This is a genomic window from Pseudomonas paraveronii, from assembly GCF_963681955.1.
Lineage (GTDB): Bacteria > Pseudomonadota > Gammaproteobacteria > Pseudomonadales > Pseudomonadaceae > Aquipseudomonas > Aquipseudomonas paraveronii.
Map to the genome: position 1 here is coordinate 5,075,886 of NZ_OY817130.1, position 14,993 is coordinate 5,090,878.

Sequence of the window (14,993 nt, forward strand, 5' to 3'; positions counted from 1 at the left end):
CCGAGTACACCCGATAGATAATAAGAAACCGGAGAACAACTCATGTCGTTAAGCGTGTTCGACCTGTTCAAGATTGGCATCGGCCCCTCCAGCTCCCACACCGTCGGCCCGATGCGCGCCGCCGCCCGCTTTGTCGAGGGGTTGCGCCGTGACGACCTGCTGAGCGCCACCACCTGCGTCAAGGTGGAACTCTATGGCTCACTCGGCGCCACCGGCAAAGGCCACGGCAGCGACAAGGCCGTGCTGCTCGGCCTGGAAGGTGAACACCCGGACACCGTGAACACAGAAACCATCGCCGCACGCCTGGCACAGATGCGCAGCGACGGCCGCTTGAACCTGCTCGGCGAACACAGCATTGCGTTCAACGAGAAAGAACACCTGGCGATGATTCGCAAACCCCTCGCCTATCACCCCAACGGCATGATCTTTCGCGCCTTTGACGCCGCCGGTATCCAGATCCGCAGCCGCGAGTACTACTCGGTGGGCGGCGGTTTTGTGGTGGATGAAGACGCCGCCGGCGCCGACCGGATCGTCGAAGACGCCACCCCGCTGACCTTCCCGTTCAAGAGCGCCAAGGACTTGCTCGGTCATTGCGCCACCTACGGGCTGTCCATCAGCCAGGTGATGCTGACCAATGAAAGTGCCTGGCGCCCCGAAGCCGAAACCCGCAACGGCCTGCTGAAGATCTGGCAGGTGATGCAGGACTGTGTGGACGCCGGCTGTCGCAATGAAGGGATCTTGCCGGGCGGCTTGAAGGTCAAGCGTCGTGCCGCCGCCCTGCATCGCCAGCTATGCAAGAATCCGGAGTCAGCCCTGCGCGACCCGTTGTCGGTACTCGATTGGGTCAACCTGTACGCGCTGGCGGTCAACGAAGAAAACGCCAATGGCGGACGCGTGGTTACGGCGCCCACCAACGGTGCCGCCGGGATTGTGCCGGCGGTGCTGCATTACTACATGCGCTTCATCCCCGGCGCGAATGAAGACGGCGTGGTGCGCTTTCTGCTCACCGCCGCCGCCATCGGGATTCTGTACAAGGAAAACGCATCAATCTCCGGCGCCGAAGTCGGCTGCCAGGGTGAAGTCGGCGTGGCCTGCTCGATGGCCGCCGGTGCGCTGTGCGAAGTGTTGGGCGGCAGCGTGTCCCAGGTGGAAAACGCCGCAGAGATCGGCATGGAACACAACCTCGGCCTGACGTGCGACCCGATTGGCGGCCTGGTGCAAGTGCCGTGCATCGAGCGCAATGCCATGGGCTCGGTCAAAGCCATCAATGCAGTGCGCATGGCCTTGCGTGGTGATGGGCAGCATTTTGTGTCGCTCGACAAGGTCATCCGCACCATGCGCCAGACCGGCGCCGATATGAAAAGCAAATACAAGGAAACCGCCCGTGGCGGTTTGGCGGTCAACATTATCGAGTGCTGACGCTTAGACACGCGTCCGCACGTTTTTCAGGAGCTGAATATGTCCACCGAAACCCTGTTGAAAACCCCATTGCACGCGCTGCACATCGAACTCGGCGCGCGCATGGTGCCCTTCGCCGGCTACGACATGCCGGTGCAATACCCGCTGGGCGTGATGAAAGAACACCTGCACACCCGTGATCAGGCCGGGCTGTTCGACGTGTCCCACATGGGCCAGATCCGCCTGACCGGCGCCAATGCCGCCAAGGCCCTGGAAACCCTGGTGCCGGTGGATATCATCGACCTGCCGGTCGGCATGCAGCGCTACGCCATGTTCACCAATGACCAGGGCGGCATTCTCGACGACCTGATGGTGGCCAACCTGGGTAACGACGAACTGTTCCTGGTGGTCAACGCGGCCTGCAAGGACCAGGACCTGGCGCACCTGCGCGCCAAAATTGGCGACCAGTGCACCATCGAGCCGTTGTTCGAAGAACGCGCCCTGCTCGCCCTGCAAGGCCCTGCAGCCGTGAAAGTACTGGCGCGCCTGGCCCCTGAAGTGACCAAGATGACCTTCATGCAATTCGCGTCCCTGCGCCTGCTGGGTGTGGACTGCTACGTCAGCCGCTCCGGCTACACCGGTGAAGACGGCTTTGAAATCTCGGTGCCCGCCGCCCACGCCGAAAGCCTGGCCCGCAGCCTGCTGGCCGAGACCGAAGTCCAGGCCATTGGCCTGGGCGCCCGCGACTCGCTGCGCCTGGAAGCCGGCCTGTGCCTGTACGGCCACGATATGAACACCGACACCACCCCGATCGAAGCCAGCCTGCTGTGGGCGATCTCCAAGGCCCGTCGCGCTGACGGCGCACGTGCCGGCGGCTTTCCCGGCGCAGACCGGATCTTTACCCAGCAGCAAGCCGGTGTAAGCCGCAAACGTGTCGGCCTGCTGCCTCAAGAGCGCACGCCAGTGCGTGAAGGTGCGGAAATCGTCGACGAACACGGCACCGTGATCGGCAGCGTCTGCAGCGGCGGCTTTGGCCCAAGCCTCGGCGGCCCATTGGCGATGGCCTACCTGAACAGCGCGTTCACCGCGCTGGATACCGAAGTGTCTGCACTGGTGCGTGGGAAAAAGGTGCCACTACGTGTAAGTAAAATGCCATTTGTGCCGCAACGTTACTACCGCGGCTGATTGACTGTTCCTATAAGTAACGCGGTCGCAATAACGCGCACTAAACTGTAACGCGACCGCCATAAAACAGTGCATTTCCGATAGTCATTGTTATAGGTATCAACCTATAACAAGTGACTAATTCTATCGAATAAGTCGGTACATGAGTATTCAACGAAATGTCATGAGGCCTAGCAAAAGCTGGGCTTTTTGCAGGGCTTGTTTTTTCTGCATTAGTTGTCGTAGAGTTTGTCCACTGTGTTTGCATGGGTCGCTTGAAACCTGACCTGGGCAGTAGCCAAAGTTTGCTACAACCCGTTCGACGTCTCTTACTTTCCTGCAACCCAGCCCAGTACTCTTTCATGCGAAAGGGACTGTCATTCATTTTTAGCGTCAAGGAAATAAGAAAATGTCGGATAAACGTCAGAGCGGTACCGTCAAGTGGTTCAACGACGAAAAAGGGTTTGGTTTTATCACTCCAGAAAGCGGTCCGGATCTGTTCGTGCATTTCCGCGCTATTCAGGGCAACGGCTTCAAGAGCCTGAAAGAAGGCCAGAAAGTGTCTTTCGTCGCCGTGCAAGGCCAGAAAGGCATGCAGGCTGACGAAGTGATCGCCGAAGGCTGATCCCTCCTGCGACAAAAAGCCCCTGATGGTGACATCAGGGGCTTTTTTATGGGCGCGGTAAGGGCATTGCGCCGTAAAATGCTTTTTTTCTTCAGAGAGCCGGCCATGTCCAAACCCCTGCTGAGCCCCCAAGGCGAATTTCCCGCCGTTGGCCTGGGCCGTCGTCTGGCAGCGATGTTCTATGACTTCCTCCTCTGCACTGCGCTGCTGATTGTCACGGCCTTTATCTACAAGCTGGTGTGGATCGCGTTCGTGGGCGAAGCCAAAATGCGTACCCTCACCGAATCCGGCACGCTGGACGGCGACCCGTTGCTGTCGACGATTCTGTTCTTCGTGCTGTTTGGCTTCTTCGCCAAGTTCTGGACCCATTCCGGGCAGACCCTGGGCATGCAGGTGTGGGGCGTGCGCGTACAGAACGCCGACGGCTCGCGAATCAGCCTGTGGCAGGCGCTGTTGCGCTTTGTGGTGTCGATCGCATCGTGGTTGTGCGTGGGGCTGGGGTTTATCTGGTCGCTGTTCGACAAGCAGAAACGCAGCTGGCATGACATCTACTCGGACACGCAGTTGGTACGGATTCCGAAGCAAAAAAAATAACGCCCTGCTGGTGCGGATCAAAATGTGGGAGGGGGCTTGCTCCCGATAGTGGAGTGTCAGTCACCAGATACATCGACTGATTTACCGCTATCGGGGGCAAGCCCCCTCCCACATGTTCGACCGGGTCAGGCGTTGCCGGCCAGCCTCAGGCGCGCGGCCTGGGTGAAGTCGAGCATGCGCTTGAGCGGGCGCACAGCCTGCGGGATCACCGAAGGCTCGACGAAGATCTCGTTACTGCCCTCACGCAGGCACTGCAGCGTGCGCTCCAACGTATTCATCGCCATCCACGGGCAGTGCGCGCAACTGCGGCACGCCGCGCCGTTGCCGGCGGTAGGCGCTTCGATGAAGACCTTGTCCGGGCACAGCTGCTGCATCTTGTAGAAAATGCCGCGATCGGTGGCGACGATGAACGTTTTGTTCGGTAAACGCTGAGCAGCGGCAATCAGTTGGCTGGTGGACCCCACCGCATCCGCCAGCTCGATCACCGACGTCGGGGATTCCGGGTGGACCAGGATCGCCGCATCCGGGTACAGCGCCTTCATGTCTTCCAACTGCTTGGATTTGAACTCTTCGTGGACGATGCAGGCACCGTCCCACAGCAGCATGTCGGCACCGGTCTGGCGCTGAATGTAAGTGCCAAGGTGTTTGTCCGGCCCCCAGATAATGGTCTCGCCGTTGTCCATCAGGCTTTCGACGATTTCCAGTGCGCAACTGGAGGTCACCACCCAATCCGCCCGCGCCTTGACCGCCGCCGAGGTGTTGGCATACACCACCACGGTGCGCTCAGGGTGCTGATCGCAGAACGCCGAAAACTCATCCACCGGGCAGCCAAGGTCGAGGGAGCACGTGGCTTCCAGGGTCGGCATCAGGATGCGTTTTTCGGGGGTGAGAATTTTGGCGGTCTCGCCCATGAAACGCACGCCGGCGACCAGTACGGTCTTGGCCGGGTGGGCGGCGCCGAAGCGCGCCATTTCGAGGGAATCGGAGACACAGCCGCCGGTTTCTTCGGCCAGGGCCTGAATCACCGGGTCGCAATAGAAGTGGGCGACCAGCACCGCGTCCTGAGCCTTCAGCTCGGCGGCGATGGCAGTACGCAGGCTGGCCTCTTCCTCGGCGCTGAGGGCCTTGGGCTGCTTGGCGTCGAGGTGGGCTTGAACCAGAAGGCGTTCGGAAATTTGCGTCATGTTCGCAAGACCTGCAGGCGCCGTTGCGCGAATGTCGAGTGTACCACCGGCTCTGGAGCCCTTCGGGCGCCGCCGGACGAAGTGATGTGTCATCAAGCACGGGTTAAGGTGAAGCTGCGCAAGGCTACAGAATATCGAATGGATTCAAAAGCCTAATCTGGCATGGCGCGACGCATCTGGCCATCACCTACTTCTGCGTGTGGGTATTCTGGGAAGCCGACTGTGTGACCGAAGCACGGGTCAATTGGCCGTCTTTATAGGCAAAGCTCGCGGTGCTGTACTTGCACATACAGGTAATTCTGCGATTCGCGACTGCCATCAGTTGATGATCTTGCTGACGGCGTCCTGGCTGCTATTTTCCCAGGCCCGCACACTTTCCCGACCCGGCATCTGCCCGTCTCGAGAGTAGATATCAACGACATCGGCAGCCGGATTACCGAGGCTGACCACCGACGCAGGTCGAACCGGCGAGACATCGACAGTGTTCGCCGAAATGGCGAGCGGTGTGGCTGCAGCGCGAACAATGAGGGGATTGCTAGGGATGATCGGAGTTAGCGTAGTCATGACTGTCCGTGTCTTAAAAGCTTAGTAGCCTCCAATCTAGCCAAGATACGCGCGATTGACAGCATTAAAGCCGAAATAAGTGGCAAAGAGCCATGTCAAAAAACTGCCTCTTTGCCGCATCGCGCAGACTCAGGAGCTGTAAGTCAACGCAACACATACCGCGCGATCGCTCGTAGGAATATGTACAGAACGTGCCGGCATTATCGAATGCCCTACCACAGCAAAAGCAGTGCGGTGCGTAAGGAAGTCGCTGGTGGGGGGAGGTACGCGTGCATCGCCCAGGAAGAAACCAAGCGCTTTGTGCTGCTGCAAAAGCCCTACGCCACTGAGACGTTGGCCTTACTCCTGCAAAAGGTCGTCAAAGGCCGGCTGGGCCGCTCGCTGGGGGAGGAATAGGTTGAAGCGACCTCAGCGCCAGCACGCACGCAGGCGTAAGCTGAGCCGCGTTTGAGCATCGGAAGGCAGATAGCGTGCGGTGGAACATGCCACGTTGCGCGATCTTTTCACAAGGCAAAAAAAAACCCGGAAATCCTCACTTGCGTGGGCCTTCCGGATTTTCTAAACCGCCAAAAATGGTGGGTCGTGTGGGATTCGAACCTACGACCAATTGGTTAAAAGCCAACTGCTCTACCAACTGAGCTAACGACCCGCTGTGTTGTGGCGCGTATAATACTGATTTCTAAGGATTATTCAACACCTTATTTGAAATAAATCAGAAATAACGCGTTGGGTCCGTAATTCCGGCCGCTTGGAAGCCTTCTGCGCGCAGTCGGCAGCTGTCGCATTTCCCACAAGCGCGGCCGTCATCGTCTGCTTGATAGCAGGAAACAGTCAGCGAGTAATCGACGCCAAGTCCTACGCCAGCCTTCACGATATCGGCCTTGCTGAGGTTCTGCAGCGGCGCCAGGATACGGAAGCCCTGCCCCTCTACGCCGGCCTTGGTCGCCAGGTTGGCCATACGCTCGAACGACTCGACGAACTCTGGGCGGCAGTCCGGGTAGCCGGAATAATCCACCGCGTTAACGCCGATAAAGATATCGCGGGCATTCAGCACTTCTGCCCAGCCGAGGGCCAGGGACAGGAACACGGTGTTGCGCGCCGGTACATAGGTGATCGGGATGCCTTCGCTGGGCGCTTCCGGCACGTCGATGCTGCTGTCGGTGAGGGCCGAGCCGCCGATGCCGTTAAGGTTCAGACCAATGACCTTGTGCTCGGCCACCCCCATTTCGCGGGCGATGCGGGCAGCGGCGTTCAGCTCGGCGCGATGGCGCTGGCCGTAGTCAAAGCTCATGGTGTAGCAGGTATAGCCTTCAGCCTGCGCCATGGCCACCACCGTGGCGGAGTCGAGGCCACCGGACAGCAGGATTACTGCGCGTTTTTGATCAATCGGTTGGTCGGTCATTTCAGCGTCCTGGCTCGTCGTTCCAAAGGTATTTATGCAGCTGCAGTTGCAGACGGACCGGCAGGTTATCAGCCACCACCCAGTCGGCCAGGTCGCGTGCGTTCAGGTCGTGATGGCTTGGCGAGAACAGCACCTCGCCCGCGCGGCGGTCCAAACCATACTGAATCAGCTTGGAGCTCGCCCAGTCGTAATCGTCGCGCGAACAGATCACGAACTTGACCTGATCGTTGGCTGTCAGCAGGTCCAGGTTCTCGTAGAGGTTGCGATGCGCCTCTTTAGAGCCCGGGGTCTTGAGGTCGACCACTCGGCTCACACGTGGGTCCACAGCGGAAATATCCAGGGCGCCGCTGGTTTCCAGGGACACCTCGTAACCTGCGTCACACAGCTGCTTGAGCAAGGGGATGGCGTTGGGTTGCGCCAACGGCTCGCCGCCTGTCACGCAGACGTAGCGCGGCCGGTAACCGGCAACCTGCTCCAGGATGTCTTCAAGGGTGCGCACGGTGCCGCCACTGAAGGCGTAGGCGCTGTCACAGTACTGGCAACGCAGAGGGCAACCGGTCAGGCGCACAAACACTGTGGGCAGGCCGGCCGTTCGCGTTTCACCCTGTAACGAGTAAAAAACTTCGGTGATGCGTAATGTGTCTTGCATAGTCGCCACGGGCGTAACAGCTAAACAGGCTGTCCGCCTCCGTCAGGCACTTCAAGGAATCGCGCCAACGCGTCAACCCCAGGAAGCGTGTTTCATAAAAGGGCGTGGATTCTAACGAAAAAACCCGCGCCAGGCGCGGGTTTCTTCTAAACGGACTGTATCCCTTACAGGCGCTGCAGGTCGCGTTGAGCCAACTGCGCAGCGGAAGTCCCCGGATACTGGGCAACGACCTGCTGCAGAATGCCTTTGACCTTGTCGGTGTGACCCAGGCGGCGTTCTACGTCAGCGAGTTTGTACAGTGAATCCGGCACCTTGGCGTGCTTGGGGTACAGCTGGCTGACCTTGGCAAATGCCTGGCCTGCCCCCTGCAAATCACCCTTTGCCAGGTTTACCTCACCCAGCCAGTACTGGGCGTTGCCCGCATACTGACTGTTTGGGTAACGACCGAGGAATGCGGTAAAAGCCTTGCTGGCCTTATCGAAATCCTTGGCTTTGATCAGGTCAAAGGCTGCGTCGTAATACAGTTTTTCCTTCGCCGGATCACCCGGTTCACTGCTGGCTGCAGGGGCTGCGGCCCCTGCTGCTGCTCCACCGGCGGCGGCACTTGGCGCGCCACCGGCAGAAGAATTATCAGGAGTAGCGGCAGGTGTAACGCCGGCTCCTATACGTCGATCAAGATCCTGGTATCGCTCCAGGCCTTCTTGCTTCAGCTGGTTCACTTGATTCTGCAGAACTTCAATGGCGCCTTGTTGCTGCGACAATTGATCCTGCATGCGTTGCAGCTGGTTGAACAGTTCGCCCTGTGCCGAGGGAGCGGACGTAGCCGCCCCCCCAGCATAGGCGCCGTTCGTGCCATAACCCGCTGGCGGATAACTGCTCCCGCTATTGTTATAGCCTGAGTTGCTATCTTCCACAGGAACCGCAGCCCACACCGCAAGCGGCGCGAGGCTGAGAGCCAATACAGTTAGAGCACGACGGCACGTTCGCATGACGAATTACTTACGCAGTTCGACGCGACGGTTTTGAGCCCAGGACTGCTCGTCGTGGCCAGTAGCAACTGGACGCTCTTTACCGTAGGAAACCAGTTCCAGTTGGCCTGGAGCAACACCTTGCAGTACCAGGTAGCGCTGAACGGCTTTCGCACGACGCTCGCCCAGTGCCATGTTGTACTCGCGAGTACCACGTTCGTCAGTGTTACCTTCCAGAACAACGCGAGCGCCGTTAGCTTTCAGGTCTTTCGCGTGAACGTCCAGAGCGCGCATGGCTTCTGGTTTCAGGTCCGAACTGTCGTATTCGAAGTAGAAAGTGGTGATTGCGCGCAGAGCAGCTTCTTCGCTCAGGGAGCCGTCAACTGCACCAGTGTTAGCGCCGTAACCAGCGTTTGGATCAACAGCTGCGCCTTCACCGGCATTGTCGCCGCCTTTAGACGAGCAACCAACGGCTACGGACAGAGCCAGAGCCAGAGCAGCAAACTTACCAAACTTCAGCATTTCCATCGTGAAACTCCTAATGAACCCCAGTGTGTTAAGCAAATCATGTAGCGCCGCGTCAGTTCAGGTAAGGGGACCAGGATGGTTCTCTGACTTCGCCTTGTGCGGTAGGAAGCGGGAGCCTTACGCGTCCATTAATGGACACGAGCATCAAGACTCCCCGGCCCTGCTGGCGGGTGGCGTAGATTACCATGGTGCCGTTGGGCGCAACAGTGGCTGACTCATCAAGGTTGGTATCTGTAAGGATTTTTACGGTTCCGCGCTGCAAATCCTGGGCCGCAACCCGGAAATTAGTGAAACCATCCTGACGGTGAATCATCACCAACGTCTTTTCATCAGCCGAAAGCTTAGGGTTGGCGTTGTAGTTACCAATAAAGGTCACGCGTTCCGCGCCACCGCCACCCACGCTCGTTTTATAAATTTGAGGCTTGCCGCCACGGTCGGAAGTGAAATAGATGGTCGAACCATCTTTACCCCAGAACGGTTCGGTGTTGATACCAGGACCGCTGGTCACGCGGCTGATCTGGCGCGAAGCCATGTTCATCACGTAGATATCCGGGTTGCCGTCTTTGGACAGCACGAATGCCAGGCGCGAACCATCCGGCGACCAGGCTGGCGCACCGTTGAGGCCTTCGAAGTTGGTGATCTGCTCACGACGGCCAGTATCGATGTGCTGGACGAAGATGCGCGGACGTCTCTGTTCAAAGGACACGTAGGCAATGCGCTTGCCGTCCGGCGCGAAGCGCGGCGACAGGATTGGCTCACGCGATTGCAGCAAGGTCACCGCCCGCGCGCCATCATAGTCGGAACGCTGCAGCGTGTAGCGCGTGTTATCTACGGAGAAACGCTCAGCCGTTACATAAAGCAGACGCGTCGAGAAAGCACCCTTGATACCGGTGAGTTTTTCAAACGACTGATCCGAGATGTAGTGGGCCATGTCTCGCAATTGCTCGGCGGTGCCCGATACGCTGCCGGTCAAGACCTGCTGTTCGGTCGCCACGTTGAACAAGGTGTACTGGATCTGCAGGCGACCGCCGGCCGGCACGATGCTGCCGACCATCAGGTACTGGGCGCCTACGGCTTTCCAGTCACGGAAGATGACTTCGCTGGCCTGGGTCGGCTGGCTGATCATGTTGCCTTTTGGAATCGGCGCGTAATAACCGGAGTTGCGCAGGTCGTCGCTGACGATCTGGGCCATGTCGTCCGGCAGCACGCTGCCGCCCTGCCAGCCGAACGGTACAACAGCGATCGGGGTGGCCCGATCGCTACCGCTGGTGACCAGGATGTTCTTTTCATCCGCCGCCGCTATCCCTGCCATACAGCAAATAACGACAAGCATTCCTCGAAGAAGGTTTCTCACAAGGCTAAATCCTCAGGTGTGAATGTCATCTTGAATGAACGATAGGGAGCGAAGTCGCTTGGTTTCATTCCCTGCATCTCGGTCAACCGGCCAATATTCTTGACCGCCGCGACCGCCGAACTGTCGAACGAACCGTCACCACTGGACTTGGCCACGCTGACCGAGGTCACCGTACCGTCCGGCAACATGCCGATCTGCAGCACTACTGTCATGCCTTTGCGTGCCGAAGGTGGACGCGTCCAACCTTCTGCTGCCCGCGCCCGAATCAGGTCGTCGAAACTGCCCGCGACTTCATCGCCACGCTCATCGGCCAAGGCTTGCTGACGCTGCGGCGTGTCGGAGAGCAAATCTGCCAAGGCCTGGGCCTTTTTCTCTTCGGCGGATTTACGCGCTGCTTCCTGGGCCTTTTTCTTGGTGGCATCGGCGGCAGCTTTCTTCTTCGCGTCGTCGGCGATTTTCTTTTTCGCCTCGTCTGCTTCAGCTTTTTTCTTGGCGTCTTCGGCGGCTTTCTTCTTCGCGTCTTCGACTATCTTTTTCTTGGCGTCTTCAGCGGCCTTTTTCTTGGCCTCTTCTTCGGCAGCTTTTTTGGCTTCTTCTTCAGATTTCTTCTTGGCTATATCAGCCAATTGTTTCTCTTCGGCTTTTTTAGCTTCGGCAGCTTTCTCGGCTTTCTTGGCTTCATCAGCCTTTTTCGCCTCGTCAGCCTTCTTCGCTTCGTCAGCCTTTTTCGATTCCTCGGCCTTTTGAGCCGCCTCTTCTTTCTTTTGTTCCGCAGCAGCCTTCACCGCTTCCTGCTCGACCTTCTTCTGTTCCATCTGCTCGACTTCAGTCTGGCGCGCAGCCGACTTCTGGGCCTCACCCGCAATCTTCTGATTGGTCTGGGTGGTGGCCTGACTTTTCGATTTCAGCTGATACAGGGTCGCCTGCACGATCGGCTTGGCTGGCGGCAGGTCCGGGGTCATGGCAAAGCTGACGAACAGCATGCCAAACACCAGGACGTGCAGGGCAATTGCCCAGACGCTAGGCCAGAAGTAGCTTTCCGAGGCGGACGGCTCTCGCTGTTGGTGCATCAGGGCGCCTCGGTAATCAAGCCAACGTTACCGACGCCGGCCTTCTGCAGCCCGCCCATGGCGCCCATGACGGAGCCATAGTCGACGACTTTATCGCCGCGAATGAACACCTGGGTGTGCTTGCCGCCCTCGTTGCCGGACCGGATGATCTTGGTCACGGCGTCGGTCATCTGCGGCAAGGTCATGGCCTTGTCCTGCTGTTTCTGGGTGTCGACTTCGCTGCCAAGGTTCCAGTAATAGGTCTTGTCAGCCTTGATCGAAATGGTCAGGACCTGAGTGTTGTTGTCTTGCGGCAAGGCTTCGCTGGAAACCTTGGGCAGATCAACCTTCACGCCCTGATTGAGCATCGGCGCGGTCACCATGAAGATCACCAGCAGCACCAGCATCACGTCGATGTAAGGCACTACGTTCATCTCGGCGACCGGCTTGCGCTTTTTGCGAGCTCGAGCGATTAAAGCCATTGGGAATTACCTGCTTATTCTTCGCTGGTGTGCACTTTACGGTGCAGGATCGCCTGGAATTCGTCGGCGAAGGTGTAGTAACGGCTGATCAAGGTTTCACCGCGCGCGGCGAAGCGGTTGTAGGCGATTACCGCCGGGATCGCAGCGAACAGGCCGATCGCGGTGGCGACCAGGGCTTCGGCGATACCCGGGGCCACGGTGGCCAGGGTCGCTTGTTGGGCCTGGGCCAGGCCGCGGAAGGAGTTCATGATCCCCCACACGGTACCGAACAGGCCGATGTACGGGCTGACAGAACCTACGGTGGCGAGGAACGGCAGGCTCTGCTCCAGCTTCTCTTCTTCGCGGGAGATGGCCACACGCATGGCACGGGCCACGCCTTCCATGACCGCTTCCGGGTCGACGCCCGGCTGCTGGCGCAGGCGGGAAAATTCCTTGAAGCCGGCACGGAAGATCTGCTCGACGCCCGAATCCGGGTCAGGGTTGCTGCCAGCCTGGCGATACAGTTTGGACAGGTCGATACCCGACCAGAAGCGCTCTTCGAAGCTCTCCAGGGCTCGTCGACCGGCACGCAGCAGGTTGCTGCGCTGAAAAATCATGACCCAGGATGTAACCGATGCGGCTAACAGGATCAGCATCACCAGTTGAACCACGACACTGGCATTACTGACCAGGCTCCACATGGAGGAATGGTCGACGACGGTAGGTTCCACGCTAAATCTCCTGCTTTGATTGTTTACCCGCGCCGCTCACGGCAGCAAAGGCCGCACGTAGAGTTTCGGGAATGGCCCGAGGTTTCAAACTATTGGTGCGCACACACGCCACCAGGAACTGCCCCTCACAGAGCAGCGTTGCATCCGTAGCCCGCCTGACCTGCTGTTTAAAGCGCAGGCTGACCCGGTTCAATTCGATTACTTCAGCGCTGACCAGCAGCTCATCGTCCAATCGCGCGGGTGCGTAATAACGCGCCTCGCTGGAATGCACGACAAACAACAGGTCCTCTCCTGCCAGCTGGGATTGGGCAAAGCCCAACTCCCGTAGCCGCTCGGTTCGAGCCCGCTCCATGAACTTGAGGTAGTTGACGTAATACACGATGCCGCCAGCATCGGTGTCCTCGTAATAAACGCGACAGCGATGTGCGAACGACTGATCCCCATTTTGCGCGCGCATACTCTAGTGCTTACTCCTCAGGTTGCCAATCCGCTCAGGCAACTGTTTTTTCATTCGCTGAAACATTTTCACTGACTGAATGACGACGCCAGCCACTAGGACAGCACAAACCTCGAATAAATCGACGAACAAAGCGCTTTTAATCGTCCACTGCATCGAGGAATTCGTCTACTACAGGCATCTCGCCCAATCGTGAGGGAATGTTTAGCCCAAAGTGCAAATAGGCATGCCGGGTAACCACCCTGCCCCGCGGCGTGCGCATGATGTAGCCCTGCTGGATCAGGTACGGTTCCAGCACATCCTCAATGGTATGGCGCTCTTCACTGATGGCGGCCGCCAGGCTGTCCACGCCCACCGGGCCACCGTCGAACTTCTCGATCATGGTCAGGAGTAGCCGTCGATCCTGGTGATCGAAGCCGTGCTCATCCACGTCCAGCAGGTTCAACGCCAGGTCGGCCACAGGCTTGGTGATATGCCCCTTGGCCCGCACTTCGGCAAAATCGCGCACGCGTCGCAGCAAACGGTTGGCGATCCGTGGCGTGCCCCGCGCCCGACGGGCGATTTCAAACGCGCCTTCGGGGTCCAGGGGCAGGCCGAGAATGCCGGCCGAACGGCTGACGATGGTCGCCAGGTCTGCGGTGCTATAGAACTCTAGACGTTGGACGATGCCGAAACGGTCTCGCAACGGGTTGGTCAGCATGCCCGCGCGCGTGGTCGCGCCCACCAGGGTGAACGGCGGCAGGTCGAGCTTGATCGAGCGGGCCGCGGGGCCTTCACCGATCATGATGTCGAGCTGGAAGTCTTCCATCGCCGGGTACAGCACTTCCTCGACGATGGGCGACAGCCGGTGGATTTCGTCGATGAACAGCACGTCGTGCGGTTCGAGGTTGGTCAGCAGCGCCGCCAGGTCGCCCGGACGCTCCAGCACCGGGCCGGAGGTGGACTTGATCGACACCCCCATTTCCTGGGCGATGATGTTGGCCAGGGTGGTTTTACCCAACCCCGGCGGGCCGAAGATCAAGGTGTGATCCAGGGATTCACTGCGTCCACGCGCAGCCTGGATGAACAACTCCATCTGCTCGCGCACCGTGGGCTGGCCGATGTAGTCGGCCAGGCTCAGGGGGCGGATGGCGCGATCCTGGATTTCTTCACGGTCACGGGGGCCGGTGGCCGCGATCAGACGATCAGCTTCAATCACTTAAATCATTCCCTTCAGGGCTCGGCGGATCATGTCTTCGCTGCTCAGGTTCTTGTCCTTGATGGCCGACACCGCTTTGCTGGCTTCCTGCGGCTTGTAGCCCAGGGAGATCAGCGCGCTGACCGCATCGCTTTCGGCACTGGCCACCTGACCCGCCGGCTGGTTCGGCTGGTTCGGCACCAGGGCGAACATGCTCGGGGCGACTTCCCAGGCCTTGAAGCGGTCCTTGAGCTCCACCAGCAGGCGTTCGGCGGTTTTCTTGCCGACCCCCGGCACCTTGGTCAGCGCCGAGGTGTCCTGGGCCGACACCGCGCGTACCAGTTCATCCACTTCCAGGCTCGACATCAGCGCCAGGGCCAGTTTCGGCCCTACGCCATTGAGGCGAATCAATTCGCGGAAGAAGTCGCGGTCACGCTTGCCAATGAAGCCATAGAGCAGTTGCGCATCTTCGCGCACCACAAGGTGAGTATGCAGGGTCAATGGCTCGCCAACCGACGGAAGGCGATACAGGGTGGTCATGGGGACTTCCAGCTCATACCCCAGCCCGTTGACATCCAGAATCAGGTGCGGCGGCTGTTTCTCAGCCAGGGTGCCGCGCAAGCGTCCAATCACGGTTCAAATCCTTAAGGCTTGGGGTCAGATCGAGGCCTGACCGGAAATAACGATT

At 59.1% G+C, this 14,993-nt stretch carries 18 protein-coding genes and 1 tRNA gene; 5 read left to right on the forward strand and 14 right to left on the reverse strand.

Translation table 11 applies throughout. The annotated features are described in order from the left end of the window. Positions 1 to 42: 42 nt before the first annotated feature. The 4 genes from U5A08_RS23400 to U5A08_RS23415 all read left to right on the forward strand — a co-directional run bounded on the left by U5A08_RS23400 (position 43) and on the right by U5A08_RS23415 (position 3,781). Positions 43 to 1,419, forward strand: coding sequence for an L-serine ammonia-lyase (locus U5A08_RS23400; RefSeq protein WP_253398452.1), 1,377 nt, complete (start codon positions 43 to 45; stop codon positions 1,417 to 1,419). A gap of 39 nt (positions 1,420 to 1,458) precedes the next feature. Beyond that, complete coding sequence (gene gcvT / locus U5A08_RS23405) at positions 1,459 to 2,583, forward strand: glycine cleavage system aminomethyltransferase GcvT (RefSeq protein ID WP_253398454.1); 1,125 nt, start codon at positions 1,459 to 1,461, stop codon at positions 2,581 to 2,583. Positions 2,584 to 2,971: 388 nt separating this feature from the next. Then, positions 2,972 to 3,187, forward strand: coding sequence for a cold-shock protein (locus tag U5A08_RS23410; RefSeq protein ID WP_017847139.1), 216 nt, complete (start codon positions 2,972 to 2,974; stop codon positions 3,185 to 3,187). A gap of 105 nt (positions 3,188 to 3,292) precedes the next feature. Beyond that, entirely contained in the window at positions 3,293 to 3,781 is a 489-nt protein-coding gene (locus tag U5A08_RS23415; RefSeq protein WP_253398456.1) for an RDD family protein, read from the forward strand. 125 nt (positions 3,782 to 3,906) lie between these two features. Here the strand turns inward: U5A08_RS23415 and nadA are convergent, their stop codons facing one another. Continuing rightward, positions 3,907 to 4,965 carry a quinolinate synthase NadA gene (gene nadA / locus U5A08_RS23420; protein WP_321848814.1) on the reverse strand — a complete coding sequence of 353 codons (1,059 nt, stop codon included), beginning with the start codon at positions 4,963 to 4,965 and terminating at the stop codon, positions 3,907 to 3,909. A 318-nt stretch (positions 4,966 to 5,283) separates the two neighbouring features. Continuing rightward, entirely contained in the window at positions 5,284 to 5,529 is a 246-nt protein-coding gene (locus U5A08_RS23425) for a hypothetical protein (protein WP_321848815.1), read from the reverse strand. Between the two features lie 207 nt (positions 5,530 to 5,736). Here U5A08_RS23425 and U5A08_RS23430 point away from each other — a divergent pair, with 207 nt between their 5' ends. After that, the gene (locus U5A08_RS23430) at positions 5,737 to 5,925 is read left to right on the forward strand and encodes a hypothetical protein (protein WP_321848816.1); all 189 of its coding nucleotides are present in this window, start codon (positions 5,737 to 5,739) and stop codon (positions 5,923 to 5,925) included. A gap of 177 nt (positions 5,926 to 6,102) precedes the next feature. On the opposite strand, the gene U5A08_RS23435 is transcribed toward U5A08_RS23430, so the two are convergent. From U5A08_RS23435 to ruvA, 12 genes are all read right to left on the reverse strand, one after another. Beyond that, positions 6,103 to 6,178 (reverse strand) — tRNA-Lys (locus tag U5A08_RS23435). Between the two features lie 63 nt (positions 6,179 to 6,241). After that, the gene (queC, locus tag U5A08_RS23440; protein ID WP_253400435.1) at positions 6,242 to 6,916 is read right to left on the reverse strand and encodes a 7-cyano-7-deazaguanine synthase QueC; all 675 of its coding nucleotides are present in this window, start codon (positions 6,914 to 6,916) and stop codon (positions 6,242 to 6,244) included. 16 nt (positions 6,917 to 6,932) lie between these two features. Then, positions 6,933 to 7,580, reverse strand: a complete 648-nt coding sequence (queE, locus tag U5A08_RS23445; RefSeq protein WP_017847133.1) for a 7-carboxy-7-deazaguanine synthase QueE — start codon at positions 7,578 to 7,580, stop codon at positions 6,933 to 6,935. A gap of 164 nt (positions 7,581 to 7,744) precedes the next feature. Continuing rightward, the gene (gene ybgF / locus U5A08_RS23450) at positions 7,745 to 8,569 is read right to left on the reverse strand and encodes a tol-pal system protein YbgF (RefSeq protein WP_046490075.1); all 825 of its coding nucleotides are present in this window, start codon (positions 8,567 to 8,569) and stop codon (positions 7,745 to 7,747) included. A gap of 6 nt (positions 8,570 to 8,575) precedes the next feature. Then, entirely contained in the window at positions 8,576 to 9,076 is a 501-nt protein-coding gene (gene pal / locus U5A08_RS23455) for a peptidoglycan-associated lipoprotein Pal (protein ID WP_003209827.1), read from the reverse strand. 52 nt (positions 9,077 to 9,128) lie between these two features. Continuing rightward, positions 9,129 to 10,409, reverse strand: a complete 1,281-nt coding sequence (gene tolB / locus U5A08_RS23460; RefSeq protein ID WP_174555573.1) for a Tol-Pal system beta propeller repeat protein TolB — start codon at positions 10,407 to 10,409, stop codon at positions 9,129 to 9,131. A gap of 17 nt (positions 10,410 to 10,426) precedes the next feature. Next, on the reverse strand, positions 10,427 to 11,500 hold the full coding sequence (tolA, locus tag U5A08_RS23465) for a cell envelope integrity protein TolA (protein WP_017847130.1): 1,074 nt from the start codon (positions 11,498 to 11,500) through the stop codon (positions 10,427 to 10,429). Then, on the reverse strand, positions 11,500 to 11,952 hold the full coding sequence (tolR, locus tag U5A08_RS23470) for a protein TolR (protein ID WP_161630238.1): 453 nt from the start codon (positions 11,950 to 11,952) through the stop codon (positions 11,500 to 11,502). The genes tolA and tolR overlap by 1 nt, the downstream gene beginning before the upstream one ends. Positions 11,953 to 11,975: 23 nt before the next feature. Further along, on the reverse strand, positions 11,976 to 12,671 hold the full coding sequence (gene tolQ / locus U5A08_RS23475; RefSeq protein WP_017847129.1) for a protein TolQ: 696 nt from the start codon (positions 12,669 to 12,671) through the stop codon (positions 11,976 to 11,978). A gap of 1 nt (position 12,672) precedes the next feature. Next, positions 12,673 to 13,128 carry a tol-pal system-associated acyl-CoA thioesterase gene (ybgC, locus tag U5A08_RS23480; RefSeq protein WP_247400512.1) on the reverse strand — a complete coding sequence of 152 codons (456 nt, stop codon included), beginning with the start codon at positions 13,126 to 13,128 and terminating at the stop codon, positions 12,673 to 12,675. A 139-nt stretch (positions 13,129 to 13,267) separates the two neighbouring features. Continuing rightward, positions 13,268 to 14,326, reverse strand: a complete 1,059-nt coding sequence (gene ruvB / locus U5A08_RS23485) for a Holliday junction branch migration DNA helicase RuvB (protein ID WP_024077146.1) — start codon at positions 14,324 to 14,326, stop codon at positions 13,268 to 13,270. Then, complete coding sequence (gene ruvA / locus U5A08_RS23490) at positions 14,327 to 14,938, reverse strand: Holliday junction branch migration protein RuvA (protein WP_253398460.1); 612 nt, start codon at positions 14,936 to 14,938, stop codon at positions 14,327 to 14,329. Positions 14,939 to 14,993: the final 55 nt, after the last annotated feature.

What these genes read in the sequence shown, in the direction of transcription:
- U5A08_RS23400 (WP_253398452.1), top strand. Translation starts at nt 43, where the DNA reads ATGTCGTTAAGCGTGTTCGACCTGTTCAAGATTGGCATCGGCCCCTCC.
- gcvT (WP_253398454.1), top strand. Translation starts at nt 1,459, where the DNA reads ATGTCCACCGAAACCCTGTTGAAAACCCCATTGCACGCGCTGCACATC.
- U5A08_RS23410 (WP_017847139.1), top strand. Translation starts at nt 2,972, where the DNA reads ATGTCGGATAAACGTCAGAGCGGTACCGTCAAGTGGTTCAACGACGAA.
- U5A08_RS23415 (WP_253398456.1), top strand. Translation starts at nt 3,293, where the DNA reads ATGTCCAAACCCCTGCTGAGCCCCCAAGGCGAATTTCCCGCCGTTGGC.
- nadA (WP_321848814.1), bottom strand. Translation starts at nt 4,965, where the DNA reads ATGACGCAAATTTCCGAACGCCTTCTGGTTCAAGCCCACCTCGACGCC.
- U5A08_RS23425 (WP_321848815.1), bottom strand. Translation starts at nt 5,529, where the DNA reads ATGACTACGCTAACTCCGATCATCCCTAGCAATCCCCTCATTGTTCGC.
- U5A08_RS23430 (WP_321848816.1), top strand. Translation starts at nt 5,737, where the DNA reads ATGCCCTACCACAGCAAAAGCAGTGCGGTGCGTAAGGAAGTCGCTGGT.
- queE (WP_017847133.1), bottom strand. Translation starts at nt 7,580, where the DNA reads ATGCAAGACACATTACGCATCACCGAAGTTTTTTACTCGTTACAGGGT.
- ybgF (WP_046490075.1), bottom strand. Translation starts at nt 8,569, where the DNA reads ATGCGAACGTGCCGTCGTGCTCTAACTGTATTGGCTCTCAGCCTCGCG.
- pal (WP_003209827.1), bottom strand. Translation starts at nt 9,076, where the DNA reads ATGGAAATGCTGAAGTTTGGTAAGTTTGCTGCTCTGGCTCTGGCTCTG.
- tolB (WP_174555573.1), bottom strand. Translation starts at nt 10,409, where the DNA reads ATGCTTGTCGTTATTTGCTGTATGGCAGGGATAGCGGCGGCGGATGAA.
- tolA (WP_017847130.1), bottom strand. Translation starts at nt 11,500, where the DNA reads ATGCACCAACAGCGAGAGCCGTCCGCCTCGGAAAGCTACTTCTGGCCT.
- ybgC (WP_247400512.1), bottom strand. Translation starts at nt 13,128, where the DNA reads ATGCGCGCGCAAAATGGGGATCAGTCGTTCGCACATCGCTGTCGCGTT.